The sequence below is a fragment of the Providencia sp. PROV269 genome (assembly GCF_028477785.1).
In the GTDB taxonomy this organism is placed as follows: Bacteria; Pseudomonadota; Gammaproteobacteria; order Enterobacterales; family Enterobacteriaceae; genus Providencia; species Providencia rettgeri.
Genome location: NZ_JAMPLV010000002.1, coordinates 122592 through 146477, shown reverse-complemented (window position 1 = coordinate 146477; position 23886 = coordinate 122592). Strand labels below are relative to the sequence as shown.

The 23886-nt window shown below is 39.2% G+C and carries 18 protein-coding genes; 11 read left to right on the top strand and 7 right to left on the bottom strand.

The window, feature by feature from the left end; genetic code table 11:
- Positions 1–159: 159 nt before the first annotated feature.
- Both PR683_RS01925 and PR683_RS01920 read right to left on the bottom strand, forming a co-directional pair.
- Positions 160–1647: a DUF3999 family protein gene (locus PR683_RS01925; protein WP_210783343.1), complete on the bottom strand. Its 1488-nt coding sequence runs from the start codon at positions 1645–1647 to the stop codon at positions 160–162.
- Positions 1644–4508 (bottom strand): DUF2339 domain-containing protein, encoded by a 2865-nt coding sequence (locus tag PR683_RS01920; protein WP_272581643.1) that lies wholly within the window; start codon positions 4506–4508, stop codon positions 1644–1646. The genes PR683_RS01925 and PR683_RS01920 overlap by 4 nt, the downstream gene beginning before the upstream one ends.
- A gap of 591 nt (positions 4509–5099) precedes the next feature.
- Here PR683_RS01920 and PR683_RS01915 point away from each other — a divergent pair.
- Positions 5100–6023: an AEC family transporter gene (locus PR683_RS01915; RefSeq protein WP_004910140.1), complete on the top strand. Its 924-nt coding sequence runs from the start codon at positions 5100–5102 to the stop codon at positions 6021–6023.
- Positions 6024–6185: 162 nt separating this feature from the next.
- On the top strand, positions 6186–7163 hold the full coding sequence (glpX, locus tag PR683_RS01910; protein WP_196719069.1) for a class II fructose-bisphosphatase: 978 nt from the start codon (positions 6186–6188) through the stop codon (positions 7161–7163).
- 74 nt (positions 7164–7237) lie between these two features.
- Here glpX and dtpA read toward each other — a convergent pair whose 3' ends face one another.
- Positions 7238–8704 carry a dipeptide/tripeptide permease DtpA gene (dtpA, locus tag PR683_RS01905; RefSeq protein WP_109911202.1) on the bottom strand — a complete coding sequence of 489 codons (1467 nt, stop codon included), beginning with the start codon at positions 8702–8704 and terminating at the stop codon, positions 7238–7240.
- A 957-nt stretch (positions 8705–9661) separates the two neighbouring features.
- Between dtpA and PR683_RS01900 the strand changes: the two genes are divergently transcribed.
- Positions 9662–10690, top strand: a complete 1029-nt coding sequence (locus tag PR683_RS01900; protein WP_272581642.1) for an SEL1-like repeat protein — start codon at positions 9662–9664, stop codon at positions 10688–10690.
- 114 nt (positions 10691–10804) lie between these two features.
- Here the strand turns inward: PR683_RS01900 and dpiA are convergent, their stop codons facing one another.
- Together dpiA and dpiB are read right to left on the bottom strand one after the other, a co-directional pair.
- Positions 10805–11485, bottom strand: a complete 681-nt coding sequence (gene dpiA / locus PR683_RS01895) for a two-component response regulator DpiA (RefSeq protein WP_164528932.1) — start codon at positions 11483–11485, stop codon at positions 10805–10807.
- A gap of 1 nt (position 11486) precedes the next feature.
- Positions 11487–13115, bottom strand: a complete 1629-nt coding sequence (dpiB, locus tag PR683_RS01890) for a sensor histidine kinase DpiB (RefSeq protein WP_109911200.1) — start codon at positions 13113–13115, stop codon at positions 11487–11489.
- Positions 13116–13482: 367 nt separating this feature from the next.
- Between dpiB and citC the strand changes: the two genes are divergently transcribed.
- The 8 genes from citC (at position 13483) to PR683_RS01850 (ending at position 21776) form a co-directional block, all read left to right on the top strand.
- Positions 13483–14559 (top strand): [citrate (pro-3S)-lyase] ligase, encoded by a 1077-nt coding sequence (citC, locus tag PR683_RS01885; protein ID WP_004910073.1) that lies wholly within the window; start codon positions 13483–13485, stop codon positions 14557–14559.
- A complete protein-coding gene (citD, locus tag PR683_RS01880) occupies positions 14556–14852 on the top strand; it encodes a citrate lyase acyl carrier protein (RefSeq protein ID WP_004910070.1) in 297 nt (98 codons plus the stop codon). Before citC ends, citD begins: the two co-directional genes overlap by 4 nt.
- The gene (gene citE / locus PR683_RS01875) at positions 14852–15748 is read left to right on the top strand and encodes a citrate (pro-3S)-lyase subunit beta (RefSeq protein ID WP_004910068.1); all 897 of its coding nucleotides are present in this window, start codon (positions 14852–14854) and stop codon (positions 15746–15748) included. The genes citD and citE overlap by 1 nt, the downstream gene beginning before the upstream one ends.
- 10 nt (positions 15749–15758) lie before the next feature.
- Positions 15759–17285: a citrate lyase subunit alpha gene (gene citF, locus PR683_RS01870; protein WP_004910067.1), complete on the top strand. Its 1527-nt coding sequence runs from the start codon at positions 15759–15761 to the stop codon at positions 17283–17285.
- A 2-nt stretch (positions 17286–17287) separates the two neighbouring features.
- Positions 17288–17827: a citrate lyase holo-[acyl-carrier protein] synthase gene (gene citX, locus PR683_RS01865; RefSeq protein ID WP_004910064.1), complete on the top strand. Its 540-nt coding sequence runs from the start codon at positions 17288–17290 to the stop codon at positions 17825–17827.
- The gene (gene citG, locus PR683_RS01860; RefSeq protein WP_272581641.1) at positions 17814–18695 is read left to right on the top strand and encodes a triphosphoribosyl-dephospho-CoA synthase CitG; all 882 of its coding nucleotides are present in this window, start codon (positions 17814–17816) and stop codon (positions 18693–18695) included. The genes citX and citG overlap by 14 nt, the downstream gene beginning before the upstream one ends.
- Positions 18696–18948: 253 nt before the next feature.
- On the top strand, positions 18949–20382 hold the full coding sequence (locus PR683_RS01855) for an anion permease (RefSeq protein WP_004910059.1): 1434 nt from the start codon (positions 18949–18951) through the stop codon (positions 20380–20382).
- 341 nt (positions 20383–20723) lie between these two features.
- Complete coding sequence (locus PR683_RS01850; protein WP_109911195.1) at positions 20724–21776, top strand: 4-oxalomesaconate tautomerase; 1053 nt, start codon at positions 20724–20726, stop codon at positions 21774–21776.
- 46 nt (positions 21777–21822) lie between these two features.
- Here PR683_RS01850 and PR683_RS01845 read toward each other — a convergent pair whose 3' ends face one another.
- On the bottom strand, positions 21823–22962 hold the full coding sequence (locus PR683_RS01845) for an AAA family ATPase (protein ID WP_123382051.1): 1140 nt from the start codon (positions 22960–22962) through the stop codon (positions 21823–21825).
- A complete protein-coding gene (locus PR683_RS01840) occupies positions 22959–23669 on the bottom strand; it encodes an RNA ligase family protein (protein WP_110732277.1) in 711 nt (236 codons plus the stop codon). Before PR683_RS01840 ends, PR683_RS01845 begins: the two co-directional genes overlap by 4 nt.
- Positions 23670–23886 lie beyond the last annotated feature (217 nt).

The following is a 23886-nucleotide window of genomic DNA, read 5'->3' as shown; positions in this document are numbered from 1 at the left end:
CTCCTATTCTGTTAGAACTGTTTTAGCGCAAATCCCCGTCAGAAAAAACAGACTACAAGTAAGAGTTATCATGATTAAGTAAAGAGATGTCAAAACTGTCAACGACGTAAATTAATACCAAATAGGGAACCATTCCCTATTTGGTTAATAAAAATCTAGTTATAGCTCTTCATTATTTGTTTTATCTGAAGAGTTAACTTCTCTTAATAAATACCAGCAAAAATACCCTAATACTAATATTCCAATAAATAACAATACCCATAAGGTAATTGTCAGCCAGTTAAAATTATCATCAACTGCGTCTGTTGCAGTTAACCTATCTACACCACCCAATTCAATGACTGTATTATCAAGAAAAAGCTGAGGGTAATTCGTCATTAGTTCATCAATGCTATCTGGTTTCCCTATCAGCTGGCTTGTGGTCAATTTATCAAAGCTTGCTTGTTTATTCCCCCAAACAAGCAAATACGGAGCGGGACCTTGTAAATTAAAAATAAGGTTATAAGCATCTCGTTTCCCCGTTAGCCTTGGTGGTTGGTCCTCCCAACTGCCTTTGAGTGCAGAAATTCTTACTTTACCTACCATTTCGCCATAAAGTGTAGTGCTCGGATTACTAACTAATTCACCATCTATTATTTGATTATATGCAACAATATTAGTGAGTAATTTCCAACTTTCACCTCTATCAGATGAATACTCTATTTTTAGTGGGATCACGCGATTTGATTGCTGCAATTGTATTTGTAATTCACTTAATGGCTGAGCTCTTGGCAATTGATATATAACATGGTCTTTTGAAACTCCATCATTGGTCATTTCAAAATGGAATAATTCCTGGCGATAAGTTGAATTAAGTATACTAGAAGTAGCATTTACTTTTAATAAGTCAGGGATAACAATATCAGGGCCACTGACAATCACAGCCATAAGATAAGGTGCATTCAATGCCTTTGAATTACCATTTAATAATTCAATATTATTACTTGCAATAGTTTCAGAATTTAACTTCAAATTCATAATTGGCTGGTTTGTTGCTATATTTAGCCAGTTTTCTTTGTCATCACTGGAAAAAACAAATACCTTTGCCTGCCATTCATTCTCACTTTTAGCCCAGTCTAATGTCAGGTTTTTAATTGGCGTATCTTTGGTTTGACTTTGATTTCTCGTTAATAAATAAGCCTGATAAGCAACATTGTCTTTTACCTGCATACTAGGCAACTCAATTCTATCTACCTTGCCTGGAATAGATTCAACTAATAGATGTTGCCTTTCTCTACGCACATCATCATGAGAATTAACGCTATCAACCTGCGTCACTAAACGTTGTGGCGTAAAAGTCACCTTCTCATTAGAAATGGACTTTTCCGTATCAGAAAATAAGACTGAAGGAATTTCATTACCCGTACCGTTAAAGACGCGAACATCTTGCAAGGTCTTGGGGTACGCTGAATTAATGTATGCATTTACAGGGAGCTCTAACCAATAAAAAGGAGTCGATGTATCGAGTACATTTATTTCTGAGCCTTGATAAAAGCTATAAGGTGTAGCCTCTTCTACTGTCTGCGCATTTAAGTAACTTGAAAACAATAATGACAAAGAGAAGACTGCAAAAAACCTTCTTAGCCCGGTATTTTTTATTAAACTCATGATTGTTTCTCCTGTTCGACTTTCCCTTTTGTTTCTTTTGGTGGTAATGGTGAAAAATACCCAACAATTAAAATTAATAATGCAACGCCAATAAATGAAATTGCGCGAGAAATACCACCCTGCCCATAAATATCAATTAAGAATAACTTGGCAATAACACAAGCAAAAATACCGGCTCCCATAAACCACCAAATACGATTTTTCTTAATAGCGGCAATAGTGATACAGGCTAGTGCAGCCAATGCCCAACTGATAGAAAGCACAGTTTGCAATAAGCGCGAATCATAAAGAGTATCATAGTTCCAATTTAGCTCAGCGAAATCTGCTATTGCACGAATTAAGATACCGTTAAACCAATAAGCAGAAAGTGCAATTATAGCCACTAATAAACTACGTAGAATCCAAAAATTAGCCACTGTCATGTTGCGTATTTTTTGAGTGAAACCTTTACGTATTAAAATTAGAGTCGCAATACTAAATAACCCAGCTTCATCTAATGGGTTGATTAACGGCACATAACTCCAAAAGGTCAATTTGCCATCTTCTAAATTCGCATAGCAAGATAATACAATTAACCCCACTGTCACAGGGAGCATTGCATACCAGTAAATTAACCCATTACGTTTCATTGGTGGCATTCTATTTTGTTGTAGCCAATAAAGAACAATCACGGTTAGCGTTATCGCCATGACATAAATAAAATACCCCACTTCGTGCATTCCCCATGGCAAAATGGAGACAAACCAATTCACCTGAGTACCAATAAATGCAAGAATTAGCCATAAATTAGCGCTATGAAGTACTCTTTGCATCCAGCGATCACGAAGTTTATACGCATGAATAACAAATAAAACAGAACTACCCAATACAACTGGCCATATAAGAGAACCTTCGCCACGCCCCATCGGGTTTTGGTCATTTAAGAAATCTAAACCAAGATAATAATATCCCGCAATCCATAGGATGGATTGGCAAAGTAGCAATGGCACCCAATTTATATGGATAGCATATAAACGCCAGAACCAAACAGAAATAACGACCAAAACTAAAATAATAAAGCCTTCAGATTCACGGCTCCATGATAAAATATCCGTAAATAAGGGGAGCCAGCAAAACCAAGTCACCAAGCCAATAATTAAGAAACCGTAGCTAAATAAAGTAAAGTTGCTGTCTTCATGACGACGAGTATGGAAAAGCCCTCCGGCCATAAAACATGCGATTAATAGCACTGGCACCATATAAGTACTACTGCGACTCCAATATAAATAAGGATAATCACTTAATAAGGTTATTGCACTAATAACAATCAATAAAGAGCCAATAGCCGCCATTTTTTTCTGGTTTTGCTGTAAACCGAACCAAAGAATTAACAGCCCTTCTAATGACCAAATAATGGAAGTCCACTCAAATGTTAACGCTAGTGGAATAGCTAAAGTAATAAAACCAGCACCAATAATAATATTCGCTAATGCCATATTTTTGCCAGCAGATTTATAGCGCTTATGTACTTGTGATCCAGTAATCAGATATAACAAACCAACAATCAGTGAAATAAAGGCTGGTAATAGACCTTCCCCTTGTGAAATAAAGAATTGAAGGGCAATACTAATAAAAGGTGGAACAAACAGAAGTGTATTATCAACAATCAGTTGCTTGCTATGTTCAAAACGCAGTGAAAACAGTTGAGTTAAGGCATTAAATACAACTAAATTAGCGATGATAAAGAGTTGGCAAGATAAATAATAGCCTGGTTGGTAATTTTCTAATCCCCATAAAATGGCAACACTATAAGTCATCACCATACCAACTAAATTTAAAGGGCGCCAAGCTTGCCACACACTAATAACCAAAATACCAATGGACAGCATCAGGTAATAAGAGAACAAGACAACATGACTTCCACCGCCAGTAGAAAGCAATACCGGTGCTAAATACCCACCTATTGATGCTAAAACGGCTAAACTAATAGTTCGCTGCAATAATGCCAAAGCAATACTTGCTGCACAAATAAGTAACATAAACGCGAATGCCATTCCATATGGCACCATCGTATATAATTTAAAGGCAGCAAAAATAGTGATATACAAGCAGCCTATCGCCCCTCCTTGTAAAATCAACCCAAATAATACCTTTTTATTTCGTAACCACCAGCCAACCCCTAGTAAGGCTAAGCACCCTACTGCACTGAAAATTAACCGCATTTGCGGTGAAATAATTTCATTTTGCACGCTGTAATTCAGTAAATATGCCACACCTAGGAATAACAGCAGGATACCTATTTTCGCAACCGGGTTTCCTTTAAATAGCCAACTAAAGAAATAGCTGAATATTGATTTATCGTGACTAACCGAATGCTGATTGTTTTGATTTGTATTAGACTTATTACGATTAAATCGATTTGGGTCAATTTGCTGTACTAGCGTGTTATCAAACCTATTTGGATTGGTATTTTCATGAGTAGATTGCTCCCTCATCGGAGCTGAATTCACATTATCAGATAAACCATGTTCTTTTTCAGCTTGCTGGTAAGCAACATGGCTCATCGAGGCAAGCTCTTGAGTTGCTCCCTGTTCGTTGTCTAATTTAACGTCCGCACTAGAAGAGAATTCATTTCCCTCTTGCTCTACAGGCGCATCCTGTATTTCATTTAAAACTGGTTGAGGAGATGCCACACCATCAACGGATATACTCTGCGTATATTTTGCTTTTGAAAGCAAAGTCTCTAATGAGGAAACCTTCTGATTTAACAGCGAAATTTGGTACTGCAACCGACCTGTTCGATTGATGGCAATGATAGCAAGAATCGGAGCTAGCACTAGCAGAAAAACTAATACGAGTCCTACTAGTATCCAAGTATCCACAAATAGGTTTCCTCATAATAAAATTCACAATTGAGAATCTGGAAAATAATGACCACGATTACTGCTAGTGTAAATAGCATTGATCCCCTTGCCAACTAAATGTAATAAACTGTTACAAAATAATTCGTTACATGCTGCTTTTAGGTATACCTTAGACAAAAAAGAAGCGATATTTCCCTTCTTTTATGTATGACTTATTAATACTCCCATTAGTTATTTTAGTAACTAAGAAAACCCTTAATCATCATTTAATGATAATTTCATTCATAAAGAATAGGTAACTGATATAACTATCTATTCTTAATGTTCCTTTTTAGATGCTCAAAAAATTAGTCATTAAAATTTTATTAGTACAATTTTTTTTATTATGTTATCTATATAATAGCTTTATCTGCAAACATTACTCTAATACTTATTATCCTTAAATGACTAAAGTCATTTATAATTATGTTAATTAGTTTCTTAATTAAGCACTGATAAAAACATAAATGTTTTAATTTAAATAAAGTTAACACACGGGAAAATGTTAACTGTCATTCCACAGATTTTTTATTCGACAAAGCCTATCGCATAATATCGGGAGAATTTTTAATGTTAACTCACATTATACTTGCTGCTTTAGGGCCCATTGTTCTTGGATTAGCCGTCGGTTGGCTATCGGGTAAATATGGGTTTATCAAAAGAGAGTATTCCCAAGCCTTTGCTGACTTTGTAGTTAAAATAGCATTACCATTTGCATTATTTCTAGCTGCTGCACAGGCTCCACCCTCGGTATTGCTCAATATTGACTACTTATTAGCATTAGCCGTAGGACTAATTGCAACATACGTGATTGGTTTTATTTTTGGTAAGTTTATTTTTCGTCACAATAAGAAAGATGCTGCAATGCAAGCATTGTCGGTGTCTTTTCCTGATATGGCCTACTGTGGGCCACCTGTCTTACTCGCAACTGTCGGGTCATCAGGCTTAATCGCTATGGTATTAGGCAACCTTATTTATACTGTCATTATTATCCCATTTACTCTCTTAATGATCAGTGGCTCACAACAAGGGCATAGTGTCTTTAAATCTGTTGGGAAAGCCATTGCCCAGCCCTTAGTTTTTCTTCCTATTCTAGGGGCATTATTGGCTATTTTTGGTGTTAAATTACCTGAAATATTACAAAACTCAGTTAATGAATTAGGTAAAACAGCAGGCGGAGTCGCTTTATTCTTCCTTGGATTGCTCCTTTCAGGAATCAAACTGACAATAAGTAAGGAAATTATATTTAACGTCTTTATAAAAAACTTTGTTCAAGCCGCTCTTATTTTAGGGACTGGGCTCGCTTTAGGATTACAAGATGATTTACTTAAAGCCGCGTTTATCATTGGTGTATTACCCACCGCGACCGCTGTTCCTGCATTAGCAATTAGTAATCAGGCCTATACGGAAACCTCTGCTGGAACCGTGTTATTAAGTACACTTGCTGCCTTAATTTCGATTATTGGCGGTATCACTATCGTCGAAATGCTTTAGCTTTCAAATTAATGGTAGCCTAAACATAGGCTGCCATTTCATTGCGGCACTAAATTCTCTGTTGCTTTTATCACCTATAATTTGCCAGACAGATCACAAAAAACGTATCATAGAGATAAGTACTTTTCTTTTATACACCTAGGATACGAACAAAAAATGAAAATTAGTGATGAGTTAGCTTCCGCTATCGCTTCCGTTACTGAAGTCGCTGCTGTAGCTGCCTTCGATTGGGTAGGTAAACAAGATAAAAATGCCGCAGATAAAGCCGCTGTTGAAGCAATGAGAAATCGCCTAAATGAAATTGATTTTCATGGCAAAATTGTCATTGGTGAAGGTGAAATCGACGATGCTCCCATGCTATATATTGGCGAGCAAGTTGGCAAACAATCCGGGTCTGTTGGGTTAGATATCGCAGTAGATCCTATTGATGGAACACGTATGGTGGCTTGTAATGAAAAAAATGCCATTGCCGTACTTGCTGCCGCGCCAACGGGAACACTGCTTCAAGCACCTGATATGTATATGGAAAAACTTGTTGTTGGTGCCGCAGCGAAAGGAGCTGTTCACCTAGCAAATCCCCTAGAAAAAAATTTAGAATTTCTTTCCTCCTCACTGAATAAACCCATTTCAAATCTTTCAATCGCAGTGCTTGATAAACCTCGCCATCAACATATTATTAAAACTATCCGTAATTTTGGTGCGAATGTGATTACCATCCCTGATGGTGATGTACTCGCCTCATTACTTACCATTCTTCCGGAGCATCCCATTGATATGATGTATGGGACTGGTGGTGCTCCTGAAGGCATTATCAGTGCAGCCATCGCACGCGCTTTAGGCGGTGATATGCAAGCAAGGCTAATTTCTCGAGATAAAGCCAAAGGTGATAGCGAAGAAAACAAACAGCTCGCGGCACAAGAAATTTTGCGCTGTCAGCAAATGGGGTTAGAAATTGGTGAGGTGTTATCTTTAGACCAGATGGTGAGTACTTCTGATGTCATATTTGCCGCCACAGCTATCACACCAACAATCTTGATGGATGGTGTATCAATAGATGCTTACAGCCGTATTTCAAATACCATTTTGGTTAATGGCCGTGACCGTTCGCTAAAACTGATTAATAATCGCTATTTTAATTAATGCAACAATACAGTATGTCATATATATCAAAAGGGCTTTTCAGCCCTTTTGATTACAACTATTTAAGATGAAAATTAACGCTCAAGAGTCATACGATTTAACATCGGAGCAGTTAAAACCATCAAAATTGCCATCACACCAGTCACTAAACCAATCTTCAGGAATACGTCACTGTACACAGCTAAAGATTCAACTTTACTAGTAAGTTCACCTTCTGGTGCCGCTGCCATTGAGGCAACATACCCTGCGATAAATGCTGCTGCTGAGTTAGTCAGGAACCACGCGCCCATAATAAAGCCCATTAAACGCTGTGGAACTAACTGAGCTACCATCGCAAGGCCAAGACCTGAGATCATCAGCTCACCAATACTTTGGAAGCCATAGCAGATAACTAGCCATTGAACAGAAACAATCCCAGCTTCATTTGCAAATTTCGCACCTAATGGCAAAACTAAGAATGCCGCGGAACATAGCAACATACCAATAGCAAATTTATGTGGCATCGGTAAGTTGTCGCCCATTTTATTATAAATTGCAGCTAAAATTGGGCTTCCAATCATGATCCATAATGGATTCAGAGCTTGGTATTGTGCAGGCTCAATAGAAAAACCAAAAACTTCATGCTCTACGTTATGTAATGCAAAGAAGTTTAGCGATGTAGGCATTTGGCTATAAAGAACAAAGAATACAATCGCTTCAAGCATTAGAATCAATGCAACAATCATGCGGCGACGCGCCGTACCTTTCAGTGCTAATGTTTCTTTGATAAAGATAACTAAAATACCCAAAGAAATAATCGCTAATGCTGTACGAGCAATACCGAGGTTATGCAATAGCCATGTTGAAATCGCAATGAGTGCAACAACACCAGCGACAGTTGCGACCAACCTTGAGATCACGACAGGAGCGAAGTCAGGCTTTGAGCCATGTTGAGAAACCCATTTTTTACACATATAGAAGTTAATCAATGTGATAATCAGGCCTACAACACTAAGAGAGAACGCAACATCCCAGCCATAATGTTTTGCTAACCATGGTGTTGCAATCATTGAGAAGAATGAGCCGATATTCACGGACATATAGTACATGGTGAATGCACCGTCCAAACGAGGGTCGTCTTTTTCATAGCAGGTTGATAACAGTGATGATGGGTTTGCTTTAAACAAACCATTACCAACTGCAATAGTCGCTAAGCCAACATACACCATCGACACGTCATGCCCTGAGAAAGCAACAAATGCGTACCCCGCAATCAGTGTTATCGTTCCAAGAACAATAACACGTTTTGTTCCGAGAACTTTATCCCCTAACCAACCACCTACCGCAACAAAACCATAAACTAATGCTGCAAACGCCGAGAAAAGTGTAATTGATTCTGTTTCTGACATACCCAGCACTTGGCTTAGGTATATTGGAAGGATCCCTTGAAGACCGTAGTAACCAAAACGTTCCCAGAGTTCGATAGAAAAAATAAGATAGAATGAGCGAGGTTGCTTAAACGCGTTAAGACTGACTTCCTCTTTGTTATTTGTTGTGGACACAAGTTACCTCTAGTACAACCTGTACATATGCAAAAAAACCACGGAACGCTCTATGCGCTCTCGCATTGTTATGATCTCAAGAATTCAAAGTTGAAAAGATTCACTTTTGGTAGGAGGAGTATCATTCCCTGACCTCAAAACAAACAAAACTGTGTGTAGACTTGTTTATGGATCTCAAACATAAATTCAATGAGTTAAAGCACATTTGATTATTTATTCAACATTAATTGGCAGATAACCCGCCCAGAACCCAATAATCAATTAAGCCATATACGTTATTTATGCACCAAAATTAAAGAATTAGCTAGTATTAATTACTGCTTGAATTGAATTTAATCGTGATTTACTTCAATTTTTTACAAAATCACCAAATTATTATCGATTACTAATTAGTCATTTGTTTATTAAATGTTAAGAACATTATTCTATAGTGAAACTATAACACCCTGTTTATAACTCTATGATTTATTGCTTTAAACGTTATGGGAAACTAAAAATATCCATAACAAATGAACACTTTTTTCTTTTATGATCTTTTATGATAAGAAAGGATTTAGAGAGTCGCAGCTAAAGAGACATTCAAACTGGAATTTTGGATAAAAAAAAGCCCAGTTAAAAACTGGGCATAATGCATTCTACTCAAGGATCTTTTTGCTAAATTCAAACTATCACTACGTAGGTGCATTATTACATTACTTCGTGTAAAGAAATGAATGATGAGGGTAAATATATGAATGTTTACGCAAGCAAACAGTATATAGATACTACTAAGACACAGTATCACTGAAAAAAGTTCATCTTTTTTTAAATTATTTATGTATTTTTTGCTCTATGCGCTAATAGCAACAATTAACCATCTGATTTAGTAGAATTAATATAAAATGGCCTTCATATCATTGCAGGAACTTATCTAACAAGATAACGTAGCCGTTAAGAGCTTAGTCCAAAGGATGTCATGTGAAAAAAGTATTTTTACTGTTTTTTATCTTTATTAACGTATTTTTCTCTCCTGCCTTTGCAGAAGAAGCGACGCCACTAATTAATGAAAAAACGCTGATTGCACTTGCGGAACAGGGCCAAGCCGAAGCTCAGTTTAATTTAGGTATGTTTTATCAGTCTCACCATCAGTTTGACCAAGCTTTACATTGGTATCTTCTCTCTGCTAATCAAGGCTTTACAAAAGCACAAATTAACCTTGGTTTGATGTACCAACAAGGTGCCGGGGTTAAGTTAGATGAGAAACAAATGCTGCACTGGATGAGCAGAGCAGCCGAAAATGGTGATCCTATTGGCCAAATGAATATGGCCGAATATACCTTATACGGCCTTGATAATTTATTAGAGAAAAACCCAGAAAAAGCAGAACAGTGGCTAGAAAAAGCGGCCGAACAACATTTCCAACCTGCTATGCTCACCCTCGCCTATTGGTATGAAGAGGGAAAAGCTGTTACAAAAGACCCGCAAAAAGCCCAAAAAATATATCTTGCTCTTGCTGAAAAAAACCATCCTCAAGCACTCTATTTATTGGGTTATCAGGCTGCTGTAGGCATGTATGATAAGGTGAACTACCCTCTTGCCTTTCAATATTTTACCCGTGCCGCAGAATTGGGCTTTTCCCCCGCCCAAAATAGCTTAGGTATGCTGTACCTAACCGGGCAAGGCACCCCAAAAGATACCCAATCAGCCATAAAATGGCTAACCCAAGCCGCTGAACAAGGTGAAGTTTCGGCTCAATTTAATGTTGCGCTTATCTATGCACGCGGTGATGGTATCAAGGCTAACCAAGCAAAAGCGTGTCACTGGTTTATAAAAGCCGCTCAGCAAAATAGTGTCGATGCGCAATATGCAGCAGGAGCTTGCTACCAATATGGTATGGGTGTTGAAGCCGATGATAAAAAAGCCCTACGCTGGTATCAACTCGCAGCCGCCAAAGGCCATGAGCGGGCTGAAAAGAAAGTGTTAATTTTAGAAAACCAGCAACAATAAACTCTATTTTTCCAACTTACTGTTGTACCACTAATATAAGTAAGATAAAGAAAATCTGCATTGTTTATAGCCAATGCAGAGCTTCTATAGGCATATACTTATTAGTTCAGACACTCACAATTTAGCGCGATAAATTCGCTGCGGTCGGCCAACTTTGCCATACTCAATTTCGGCTTCAATTTTATCCTTCGCTAAACAATACTCCAAATAACGCCTTGCAGTGGTCCGACTGAGTTTGATGGCTTCAGCAATACTTTCTGCCGTATATTGCACATCAGGTTCAGTGAACAAAGCGAGTATTTTTTCAAGTGTAATAATATCAATGCCTGTTGGAAGTTCTTCCTTTGATTCCCCTCGCGCATAGGTATTGAACATATCATCAATTTTACTTTGGTTGGTTTTGCTATTGTCCTGTACAACAGATTTACGTTGAATATACCTATCCAATGTTTGGCCTAAACGCTCATAGGCAATTGGTTTCACTAAATAGTCAAAAACGCCTAAACGAATAGCTTCAGAAACCGTATCCATATCACTTGCAGCCGTAGTGAATACAATATCTGCATTATTCCTTTCTTGTATTAACTCATGGACCAGATCAATCCCTTTACCATCTGGTAAATAGTTGTCTAATAAAATCAGGTCTGGTTTCATGTATTCAATCATTTTTCTCGCTTCAGCAAGGTTACCTGCAAGCCACACTTTCTCACATGCGGGATAGGCTTTTATATACTCACTGTGCATTTCAGCAAGTAGTAACTCATCTTCCACAATGAGGATTTTTATCTTAATCATTTTATATCTTCACTTTCGGAATAAAAATTGAAAATACTGTACCATGCGGTTGATTTTCTTCAATAATAACCGCACCATTACAGCGTTTAACATAAGACGCAACAAGATATAACCCGATACCATGGCCATCTGTCACATCGGTTTTCGTTGTCACACCGCGCTCGAACCATTTATCTTGCATTTCTGATGGGAAACCACACCCCTGATCCGCGACTTCAATGACAATCTCCTTCCCTTCATCAGAAAGGTATAATTCCACTTGTTTATTACCCTGATTATTTTTCAAACTTGCTTCAAATGCATTATCAAGTAAATTTCCCAATATGGCACAAAATTCCGTACTATTTAACGAATCAGGTAATTCATGCAACTGACTACCGGCAGTAAATTTTAATTGTAGCCCTAATTCTTTGGCTCGATGGTGCTTACCAAATAGTAAACCTGCAACCTGCTTATCAAAAAACTGCCCACGGAGTGTATCAATTAATTGCTGCTGAGATTCTGATTCCCCTTTAATCAAAGCCAACGCTTGGTCATATTCTTTCATTTGCAATAACCCACTTAATGTTGACATCCAATTAAGATGTTCGTGCCGTAAAGTGCGTAAATTTTCAATATATTGACGAACTTGAGTCAACTGAGAGTTTAACGATTCAATATCGTTTTGACTACGAAAGCTAATAACCGCCCCCACCAGATGCTCACCATCACGAATCGCAACCCGGTTTGCAATCACATTTAAACCATTAAACTCGCCAATCACATCATGCTTAGTTGTTTCAAGGTCGGTAATAAAAAAATCAGCTGGCGATATATGCTCTGACACAAATGTTCCTGTTAACTGGCCCAATGGCTTACTTAGGGATAACATTTTTCTCGCATTTGAGTTGATATTGATAATTTGCCCTTGTGTATTTACCGCAATCACACCTTCAAAAACGGCTTCAAATATTCCTTTTTGTACTAACACCAGTTGAGTAATCTCTTCAGGTTCCATTCCCAACATTTGTTTTTGAATTAAACGTGAAAACCCCCAAGATAAAAACAGCAAAATAATCAATATTCCTAAAAAGGTAGCACCTGTTTGCACAAACAATTCACTGCGTGACGTATCAATTTTGTTGGATAAGTAACCAATAGAAACAACGCCAATCACTTTACCTTGTTCATCAAAAATAGGGGTCTTGGCTCTAACAGCATTTCCCATCGAGCCTTCGCCATTAATGAAATAGCTTTCCCCTTTCTCTAAGGCGCCTGGTTTGTTCCACTGCATTTCAAAACCAATTTTTTGGCTATTTGGGTGATATAACCGAATTGATTTTTCATCACCGATAACTACATAATCATAGTTGGAATCTTGGTTTAGTTTGTCAGCAATAACCTTCAGTCTCGGAATATCTCTATTCTTTACTGATTGCACCACACCATCAATAGAAGCAATCAGCTTTGCTTGGCTCATCGCTAACGATTGAATGTTTGCAATCAATCGATTTTCAGCCGTATCCGTGAAATATTTGCCCAACCCGAACGTTAAAAAAACAGAAACAATCAATAACAGAAAAAAAACTCGTACTGAAAATGAAACTGAATTTACTTTTTTCAATGAAGAGAATGCATATTCTTTTTTCATGTTATATCTCGTTACTGGCTGAAAAGTAAAAAATTTGTTAATTCAAAAAAGGTAGGATAACCGATAAATCGGATTCAAGCCAAAGGTATAATACACATATTAATAATTAAACACATTAAAACCAAGCAATAAAAAACATATCCAATAATTAAAAACTTTAAAACCATTAAACAAATACAATCTCATTTAAGAAACATGAAATAGGTCAAATATATTAAATACAGTATCTTTAATATAAATATCAGAGAGGATAATTAAATAAGAATTTATATTTACTTTTATAAGAATAACCAAAAATATTTATTTAATTAACTTTAACATTAGCAACATTTTAAAAACATCTCTAAATGAGATGCAGGATACTATTATGTTCGAAAACATAACGTTTAACCAAGTAAAACGTCATGAGAACAGGAAACTTGCTGAAATAACTCAGTTTTTAAAGGAAAACGATTTAGAGCTTGATTCAAGCATTGACGTTTTTATTACAATCTCACGCAATGAAAAATTAATTGCGTGCGGAGGCTTAGCAAAAAATGTTATTAAATGCGTTGCTATTAGTGATGATGCTCGAGGTGAAGGCCTTGCATTAAAATTAGCAACAGAACTGGTTAATCTTGCTTACGAAAATAATACAACGCATTTATTTATTTATACTAAATTTCAAAATGAAAGCTTATTCCAACAATGTGGCTTCCATACTATTGCCACCGTTCCTGATATTATGGTGTTGATGGAAAACAGTTGCTGTTATCTAAAACGTTATATCGAAAGTTTAAAAGCACAACGTAAGGAAGGAAAAAAAATTGGCGCAATCGTCATGAATGCCAATCCCTTCACCCTTGGCCATCGCTATTTAATAGAACAAGCCGCGAAGGCCTGTGACTGGCTACACCTATTTGTTGTCAAAGAAGATACCTCTCGTTTCCCTTATAAAATTAGATTAAATTTAATCGAAGCTGGGACTAAAGGAATAGAAAATCTCACTATCCACAAAGGCTCCGAGTATATTATTTCTCGCGCGACTTTTCCTTGTTACTTTATTAAAGACAAAACGGTTGCCAATAACTGTTATACCGAAATAGACATTAAGATATTTCGTCAATATATCGCCCCTGCTCTGGGGATAACCCATCGATTCGTAGGCTCGGAACCATTTTGCCAAGTCACCAACCAATATAACCAAGACATGCGCTTTTGGTTAAAAACCGATGCTATGAATTTTCCACCTATAGAACTCGTTGAATTTCCGCGAACAATCATCAATGGAACGGCAGTTTCTGCCTCACAAGTTAGACGATTGCTCGCTAAAAAAGATCTTGCGGCGATTAAGCCGATTGTACCTGAGGCAACCTATCAATATTTACAAGAGATGGTCGCCAATCAAGTCGCATCCGCTCAAAGCCACACCGAAAGTTCTGAATTAGCCATAGGTGAAATATGAAGATAAAACACGCAGCAGTAGCTGGCACACTTGAATCAAGTGATGTCATGGTTCGTATCGAACCGCTAGAAGACACTCAAGAGGTCTCAATACAAATTACCAGTAGTGTTGAAAAGCAGTTTGGGGATGCTATCGCAAAAATCGTACAAGAAATGATTCAGCAGCATGATATTCAAGGAGCACAAATCATTGTAGATGATAAAGGTGCACTGGAATGCGTACTTAAAGCGCGTTTAGAAGCCTTATTGGCTCGCGCCTGTGATATCGACTATCTGCCTTGGGAGGATAAATAATGACTCCAGAACAAAAATCACGTACACGCAGAAGTATGTTATTTGTGCCCGGTTCCAATGCAGCCATGTTAAGCAATTCCTTTATTTATAAAGCGGATGCTTTAATGTTCGACCTTGAGGACTCTGTAACTTTACGCGAAAAAGACACGGCTCGTCGCTTGGTTTACCATGCATTACAGCACCCGCTTTATCAAGATATTGAAACCATTGTGCGGGTCAATGCATTAGATTCCGCCTTTGGTGTTGCTGACCTTGAGGCCGTTGTTCGTGGTGGTGCAAATATTGTCCGCCTTCCTAAAACAGATACTGCGCAAGATGTTATTGATATTGAAAGTGAAATCTTACGTATAGAAAAAAGTTGTGGCCGCGAAGAAGGTAGCACGGGTTTGCTCGCCGCTATCGAATCTCCAATGGGCATCACTCAAGCAGTCAATATTGCTCATTCATCACCAAGACTTATAGGCATCGCATTAGGTGCCGAGGACTATGTCCGCAATTTGCGCACCGAGCGGTCTCCAGACGGCGTAGAACTCCTCTATGCTCGGTGCGCCATTTTACAAGCCGCTCGTTCAGCCGGTATTCAAGCGTTTGATACCGTATATTCTGATGCGAATAATGAAGAAGGTTTCCTACGCGAAGCCGCTCACATTAAACAGCTCGGCTTTGATGGCAAATCATTAATTAACCCAAGACAAATTGAGTTACTTCATAATTTATATGCACCAACTCAAAAAGAAGTCGACCATGCACAGCGTGTTGTTGAAGCCGCTGATGCCGCAGCCCTTGAAGGTAAAGGTGTGGTTTCATTGAACGGAAAAATGGTCGATGGCCCAGTTATTGACAGAGCTCGCCTCGTGTTATCACGAGCAGCATTATCAGGAATTCGGGAAGAGTGAGGCAATAAAAATGACAAATAATACTCAGCGCCAGGCTCGCGTATCAGCCTACTTACAACCAAATACTGACGATGTACTACGTGAATTTAAAGATATCGGCAAAGTACAACAACAGGTACAAAAGCCGAGAAATCGCAAATTATGTGATGACTTACAAGTCGCGATCCGTCGTTCTGGTCTTAAAGACGGTATGACTATTTCTTTCCATCACGCCTTTCGCGGTGGAGATCTTACGGTCAATATGGTGATGCAAGTCATTGCTGAAATGGGTTTTCGCAACTTAACACTTGCATCAAGCTCATTAAGTGCTTGCCATTCACCACTTGTTGAACATATTCGTCATGGTGTTATCCGCAAAATTTATACCTCTGGTATCCGAGGCCCACTCGCTGAAGCTATTTCACGTGGTGAATTAGAAGAACCTGTACAAATTCATTCGCATGGTGGAAGAGCCAATCTAATTCATAGCGGTGAGCTAGTTATTGATGTGGCGTTTATTGGGGTTCCTTCTTGTGATGAATACGGCAATGCCAATGGCTACACTGGCAGTGCGAGTTGCGGTTCTTTAGGTTATGCCAAAATTGATGCTGAGACCGCGAAAAAAGTGGTGATGCTCACTGAAGAGATATTAGATTACCCCCATAACCCATCCAGTATTAAGCAAGATGAAGTCGATTACATCGTCAAAGTTAAACGGGTGGGTGATGCCGATAAAATTGGGGCTGATGCGACACGTATGACGTCGAACCCTCGTGAACTTCTGATTGCTCGTACTGCAGCTGATGTTATCGAAAAATCGGGTTACTTTAAAGATGGTTTTTCATTACAAACCGGTACGGGCGGTGCTTCTCTTGCCGTCACTCGCTTCCTTGAAGACAAAATGAGACGCCATAATATTCAGGCTGGCTTCGCACTTGGCGGCATTACCTCAACTATCGTTGATTTACATGAAAAAGGATTAATTCGTAAATTATTGGATGTCCAAAGTTTTGATAAAGCGGCAGCAGAATCACTTGCTCGCAACCCGAATCATATTGAAATCAGTGCTAACCAATATGCGTGCTTTGATTCAAAAGGTGCTTCCGTTGATATGCTTGATGTGGTTGTGCTCAGCGCGTTAGAAATCGATACTCGCTTTAATGTCAATGTGTTAACGGGTTCTGATGGCATTATTCGTGGTGCATCTGGTGGCCATAGTGACACAGCTGTTGCATCAAAATTATCTATCATTGTTGCACCACTGGTACGTGGCCGTATTCCAACATTAGTGGATGAAGTGCTCACGTGTGTTACACCTGGTTCCAGTGTCGATATTCTTGTCACTGACCATGGAATTACAGTTAACCCTGCTCGTCCTGAATTAAAACAGCAACTTGAAAGCCAAGGTATTAAAACCGTTTCAATGAACTGGTTACGAGAACGAGCACAATTATTAACTGGTACTCCTAACCCAATTGAATTTACAGATAAAGCTGTTGCGGTTGTTCGTTATCGTGATGGCTCAGTCATTGATGTTGTTCATCAAGTGAAGGAGTAAATATGTTTTACCCACTGCCTGATACTCAAGAGCAATTTGATATTTCTTTACCTGAACTGTTGGATAGCCGAGATGCCCGTCAGGCTCGCCAACAAGCGTGGATTGGTCTCCATCAGGTAACCTTGATTTCATTTACTGTCGTTTTTCCTGGAGCTGTCAAAGACAACTCTCTTGTTAGACATGTGTTTAATCAGGGCCTAAATGCGCTTAAACAAATTGCTTCATGCGGGCAGTGGGTGTTTTTATCACAACAATCTTGGGCATTAAAAACGGGGCCGGAATGCTTGGTTGCCGTTGACGGAGATGCTATCGAGATTAAAAAAGCGTTAATTCGCATGGAAGAATCGTCTGCTGTTGGTCGGTTATGGGATTTTGATGTGTTTGATGCCAAGGGGCAGCAATATTCACGTAGTCAATTAAATCTGCCACCAAGACAATGCCTAATTTGTGAAAATGAAGCGAAAATTTGTGCTCGTCAGCGGACACATTCATTGGTTGAGATACTTAATCGTATCGAGGAGTTAGCGCATGCAACCCATTAAACAACTCAGCCATATAAATGATAAATTAACCCACTATTACAGCCAATTAGCATGGCAAGCGATGTTAGCTGAAGTAAACTTAACCCCTAAACCTGGGTTAGTGGATAAACATAATACCGGTGCCCATAAAGATATGGCACTGACAGATTTTCATTTAAGTGCCAATGCCATCGCGACACATTTTCCACGATTTTTGCAGGCCGGTGCTCAACACAAAAATTGTCCTGTAGAGCAACTATTACCCCACATTCGTCCTATCGGAATGGATTGTGAAAGGTCGATGTTTCGTGCAACAAAAGGGGTTAATACCCATAAAGGCAGTATTTTTTCCTTGGGTTTAGTCTTAACCGCAATAGGCCGTTTGATTGCACAACAACAATGTGTCTCACCTGAAAATGTCAGCTTATTGGTTGCTAGTATGTGTAAGGGAATTACCAATGAACTTAAACAAAAAACCGAAAACCCTACTGCTGGCCATCGCTTATATCAGAGACATGGGTTAACAGGTGCAAGAGGTGAAGCTGAGGGCGGTTATTCGTTAGTAATCAAACATTCACTTCCTTATTATTTGCAGCAACTTGCTAAAGGCAAACTCGCCGATATCGCTCTACTTGATACTTTAATTTTACTCATGAGCCTGAATGATGATACGAATATTGTCAATCGTGGTGGTATCAAGAGTTTAACGTGGATCAAGCAACGTGCAAAACAGCTATTAACTGCTGGTATAAATACTCATGATGACTTAGTTAAGGTTAAACATTTCGATAGTGAATGTATTCAGCTAAATGTGAGTCCAGGGGGAAGTGCGGATTTATTAATTCTAACTTGGTTTTTTGCTCGATTACCCAATCAATCCTTTATTTAACATTACGTATTTTTTAACATTAATAAAACAGGAATAATTTAAAAATAAAACAATTTAACCAAATAAAAACCAATTAATTATTTAACTAAATTATATACCTTAGAGTGAATTATTAATGAAAATTAAAATCATTATATTTCATTCAAGATACAGCCATATTAAAAATTATCATTTTAACAAATTCCTAATATTAAAGTTCATTCAATTTAATATTAAATAAATTTAATATTGATTTAATCAAGGAAATTGGCTTATGCAAAAAGAAAAAATATGGAAGCTATTCGTGTTAATAGCCATTCCAATTATTATTGCGTTAATACCTACACCAACGGGGCTACCACATATTGCGTGGTTGTTATTCGGTCTTTATCTTGCCGCTATTGTCGGTTTGGTACTTAAACCATATTCAGAGCCTGTTATTTTATTAGCCACTATTGCTGCAAGTGCAGTAATTATTGGAGTAACAGGTACTAAAGATGTCAAAGCAAGTGAAGTTTTAAGTGGATATGCATCCGGTACGACATGGCTTGTATTTGCTGCATTTACTCTGAGCGCTGCCTTTGTTATTACTGGTTTAGGTAAACGTCTTTCTTATATCTTGATTGGTAAGTTAGGTGGTACAACGTTAGGACTCGGTTATGTAACCGCAATCCTTGATTTAATTATCGCGCCAGCGACGCCTTCTAATACCGCACGTGCAGGAGGGATTGTTTTCCCAATCATCAATAGTGTCGCCGTTGCTTTAGGGTCTGATCCAGAAAAAAGTCCACGTAAAGCAGGCCATTATCTCCTCGTCAACGTTTATATGGTGACTAAAACCACCAGCTATATGTTCTTGACCGCAATGGCGCCAAATGCACTCGCCCTTGCCATGATGAGTGACATTATGGGAATCCATTTAAGTTGGGGTGGATGGGCACTTGCAGCCTCTGTACCGGGTTTAATCATGCTGATTTTGACACCGTTAATGATCTACAAACTGTATCCACCTGAGTTGAAAAAGGTGAATAACAAAGAGATCGCGGCCAAAGGCCTGGAAGACTTAGGCCCAATGACTATGCGTGAAAAATTGCTGGGAATTGTCTTCATTATCGCGCTGTGTGGCTGGATTTTCTCTGACCTTATCGGTGTCAGCGCTTCTAGCGTCGCGATTGCGGTCATGGCATTAACCCTGATCCTAGGTGTTGTAACTTGGGATGACGTACTGAAGAATAAAGGCGGCTGGAATACCCTGATTTGGTACGGTGGTATCATCAGTATGTCTGGTGTTCTCACAAAAGCAGGCTTCTTCAAGTGGCTCGCCGATACCATGAGTCAATATCTCTCCTTCGGTGACCAAGCGATGCTAGCTTTCTTTGTCATCATGTTCATCAGTGTTGCCATTCGCTACTTATTTGCCTCTGGTGGTGCGTATGTTGCAGCCATGGTTCCGGTATTTGCCACTGTCGGTATGGTTGCAGGGGCTCCTCCGATGTTACTCGCTCTAGGTTTGCTGTTCTCGAATGCTTACGGCGGAAGCGTAACTCACTATGGCGGCGCCGCAGCACCTATCGTATTCGGTGCGGGTTATAATGATATCCGTTCTTGGTGGATCATTGGCGGGTTAGTGGCCTTCATTAGCTTATTCGTTCACATGACTATCGGTTTAGGTTGGTGGGAGATCTTGATTAGCATGGGGCTGATTTAATGCGCTCTATTCTAATCTCTCATTAAATTATTCCATGGGGCGCAATGCAAATTGTGCCCTAAACCCAAATATAACGGTAATTCACGCTAATCCTCTAAATAGTTCGGGTTGTAACAAGGCGGCAAAACAAAGGCATCCCATGGAGCATACAAAAGTATGTGACTTGGGTAACTGAGCGTAGCCAACACCGCCACTGCGGGAAGCTGAACGGGTTTACCCTAAATAGTTCACGTTGTGGCAAGGCGGCAAGTGAAGGCATCCATGGAGCATACAAAAGTATGTGACTTGGGTGACTGAGCGTAGCCAAAACAGGCACAGCGTGAAATATAACGGGTAAACAGATGAAAAAAATTCCTTGTACCTTAATGCGTGGCGGCACCTCGAAAGGCGTATTCCTTTTAGCAGACTCCCTTCCTAAAGACATAAAACAACGGGATGAGCTGATCCTAGCGATTATGGGGTCTGGTCATGCTTTGCAAATTGATGGCATTGGTGGTGGCAGCCCACAAACCAGTAAAGTCGCTATTATTAGCCCTTCAACTCACAGTGATGCTGATATTGATTATTTATTTGCTCAGGTTTCTATTACTGAGCGCATTGTTGATACGGCACCAAATTGTGGCAATATTCTTTGTGCCGTAGGTTCTTTTGCTATTGAAAAAGGCTTGGTGCCCATCACAGGAGAAACAACGACTGTGAGGATCCGTAATGTCAATACAAACACCTTCGTCAACTCTACTGTACAAACGCCTGATGGCCATGTCGATTATGATGGTGACACCGAAATTGCGAGTGTACCCGGTCATGCCGCGCCTGTTGCACTGACATTTTTAAATGCTTGTGGAACTAAAACAGGAAAATTGCTCCCGACTGGCCATGCAATTGACACCATTGAAGGTATTGATGTTAGTTGTATTGATATGGCGATGCCTGTGGTGTTAATTGATGCCCCTCAGCTTAACAAAACTGGTTATGAAACCGCGGAACAGCTTGAAGCCGATGCCGAATTTATGCAAAAGCTCGAAGCTATTCGTATACAAGCAGGCGCAGTGATGGGACTTGGTGATGTTAGCAAAAAAGTTATTCCTAAACCTATATTGATTTCACCTGCCATTCACGGTGGAACAATTAATGTCCGTTATTTTATGCCACATAAATGCCATGGCGCACTTGCCGTGACTGGTGCTATCGCCATTGCGACAAGTACTATTGTTCCTAATAGTATTACTCAGCAATATATTCACTCTGTTGATATGAATAATATTTCCATTGAACATTTAAGTGGAAAATTTGACGTATCGTTAAACCAGCAAGGCAATTCACCGGAAGGGATTCAGGCATCAATTATTCGTACAGCGAGAAAACTCTTCGAGGGCGATGTGTACGTTCCTTAAAACTAATATCACGTCCTGCCTCTAGCTAAGAGGCAGGCGATTAATTTTACTTTTCTGCAAGTAACGGTTCAAAATTACCGTCAATATAATAGGAAACCTGATGGGCTTCATCTGGCGTTGGTAATTCTAACTTCCCTGCCATTTTTTCCATAACCAGCTCTGGAACCGCATATTTACGCTGTTGATTTTGTTGTCGCCACTGTTTAAATGGCACTTCCAAATAAACTAAATGAACTTTGGCTTGGTAGCGTTCAAATAAACTGATCATACTGGCACGTAGCGAAGCACTTAATGAGGTCGCATTCCATATAAAATCCGTTTTCGTTCGCAAAAAAACCTTAGCCTGTTCTTTCGCTTGCTGCGCCACCCAGCCTTGGGCATTTTTATCTGCTGGGTTAATTTTATGTTCTCGGCGAATATCATCTAAACATACCACCGGAGTTCGTGGGTAAAACTGTTTGATAAAATGGTCTTTTCCCATCCCCGGCAAACCACATAGCATAACGACTTCACTCCCAGTTTCTTCAAAAGGTTGATAATCTGTAGTACCTTTTTGGTGATGAAAATAATGGAAACGCCCAGCTTGCGAAGCAAATGATTTAGGTTGGTCCCAACAACCCTGCTCACGACAGAACAACTCAAATAGTTCGATTCTGACCAACAATTCCGCTTTATCTTCACACGTACGCCCTATCGCATCGGCTTTCGCTAGCATACACAATAAAGACATTTCAACGCGCAACGAGGCGGCAAATAACGTGCGTTCAGGATCTGGCTTTTCCATTAACCAAAGCGGTAAACCATGAAATCGAACTAAAGCTGCAATTTGTTCACGAATAGCAAAAGGAGTTTCTATTTGTCGAAATAATATATTGCGTACCGATAACTCGCCTTTTTTGGCATGTCCAGGCGAATGAATTCGCCCTTCTTCATCTTCTTTTGTTGTAGTGCGTTTTTCGACGTCATGTAGCAACGCTGCCGCCCAAACGATTTGTTGTTTAAGTTCTGGAAGCTGTTGATATTCAGGTAACCCCTCCAAAGCCGCTAACACCATTTGAGTGTGAATAGCCACATTGCCTTCCGCATGGTGCAAACGGTCTTGCTGCACATATTGCATATCACGCACAAAATCGAACTCTCTTTCAAGCTGTGCCCAATCACGATATTGGGTTAATTGCCAACTCATGGTTGTTCTCCTTGTAATTCAAAGGCCAGCTTGGCTCGCTGCCAATGCCGCTTCCAGTGGATATCCGTTTTGACATGGTTTTTACGCACATATTTAAAAACATGTGCCATAAAATCATCCACATGAAACCCTTGGCTATCACGGCTCACAATCCCTTCCATGCTACAGGCTTTCCCTGTGTGAGTATCACGCGCAATAAATTGGCTATCTAATGATGCAGCAGTAATTAATAAACTTGCATATTCTTGCTTGTCCATATGTTTACTGAGTGATAAATCTAATTGGGGGACAGTTGGAAAATCAAATAAAGCCGCATAAAATTGCACCTCTTCCCAACTAAGCCAATACTCCCCTTGCCTAACAGCAAACACATAGAAATAATCTTCAATATGTTGATATTCAATGGAATGTATTGCGTAAAGGTTTTCACCGAATAGTTCAATATCCCCTAAATCGTCTTTAATCAACTGCCAACGTTGGCGAATTTGCTGGCTCCATGCCGATTGAGTTGGAGCCCCATGAGAGCGCGCAAAAACCCCATAACGGTTTAAGCAATTATTTTCACCGTCCAGTTTTTCTGTGTGAACCAGTTTGTCTATATTTTGGATGTGCGACCACCAATCGCGATTAATGCGATCATCACTAGTCGTACCAGGGGAGAACGGATAGTGATACGTTCTACCATACTTTCTTGATTGCATATTCATCATGCTTTCTCTAAAGAAATAGAAATAACCACAAATCTTTTTGCTAGATTTGCGTCTTTAATTGTTGAGAAATCAAGTGTAGGTATTACATATCTATTCCGAGTAACGGCCTCATTTTTACTTAGCTAAGGGTCAAAATTAGCGAAATTGAAGGAAAACAGTTGAATTTTAGTCTAATTGTCAAGAAAAAGGCTATCAAGTTATTCCTAATCTCATT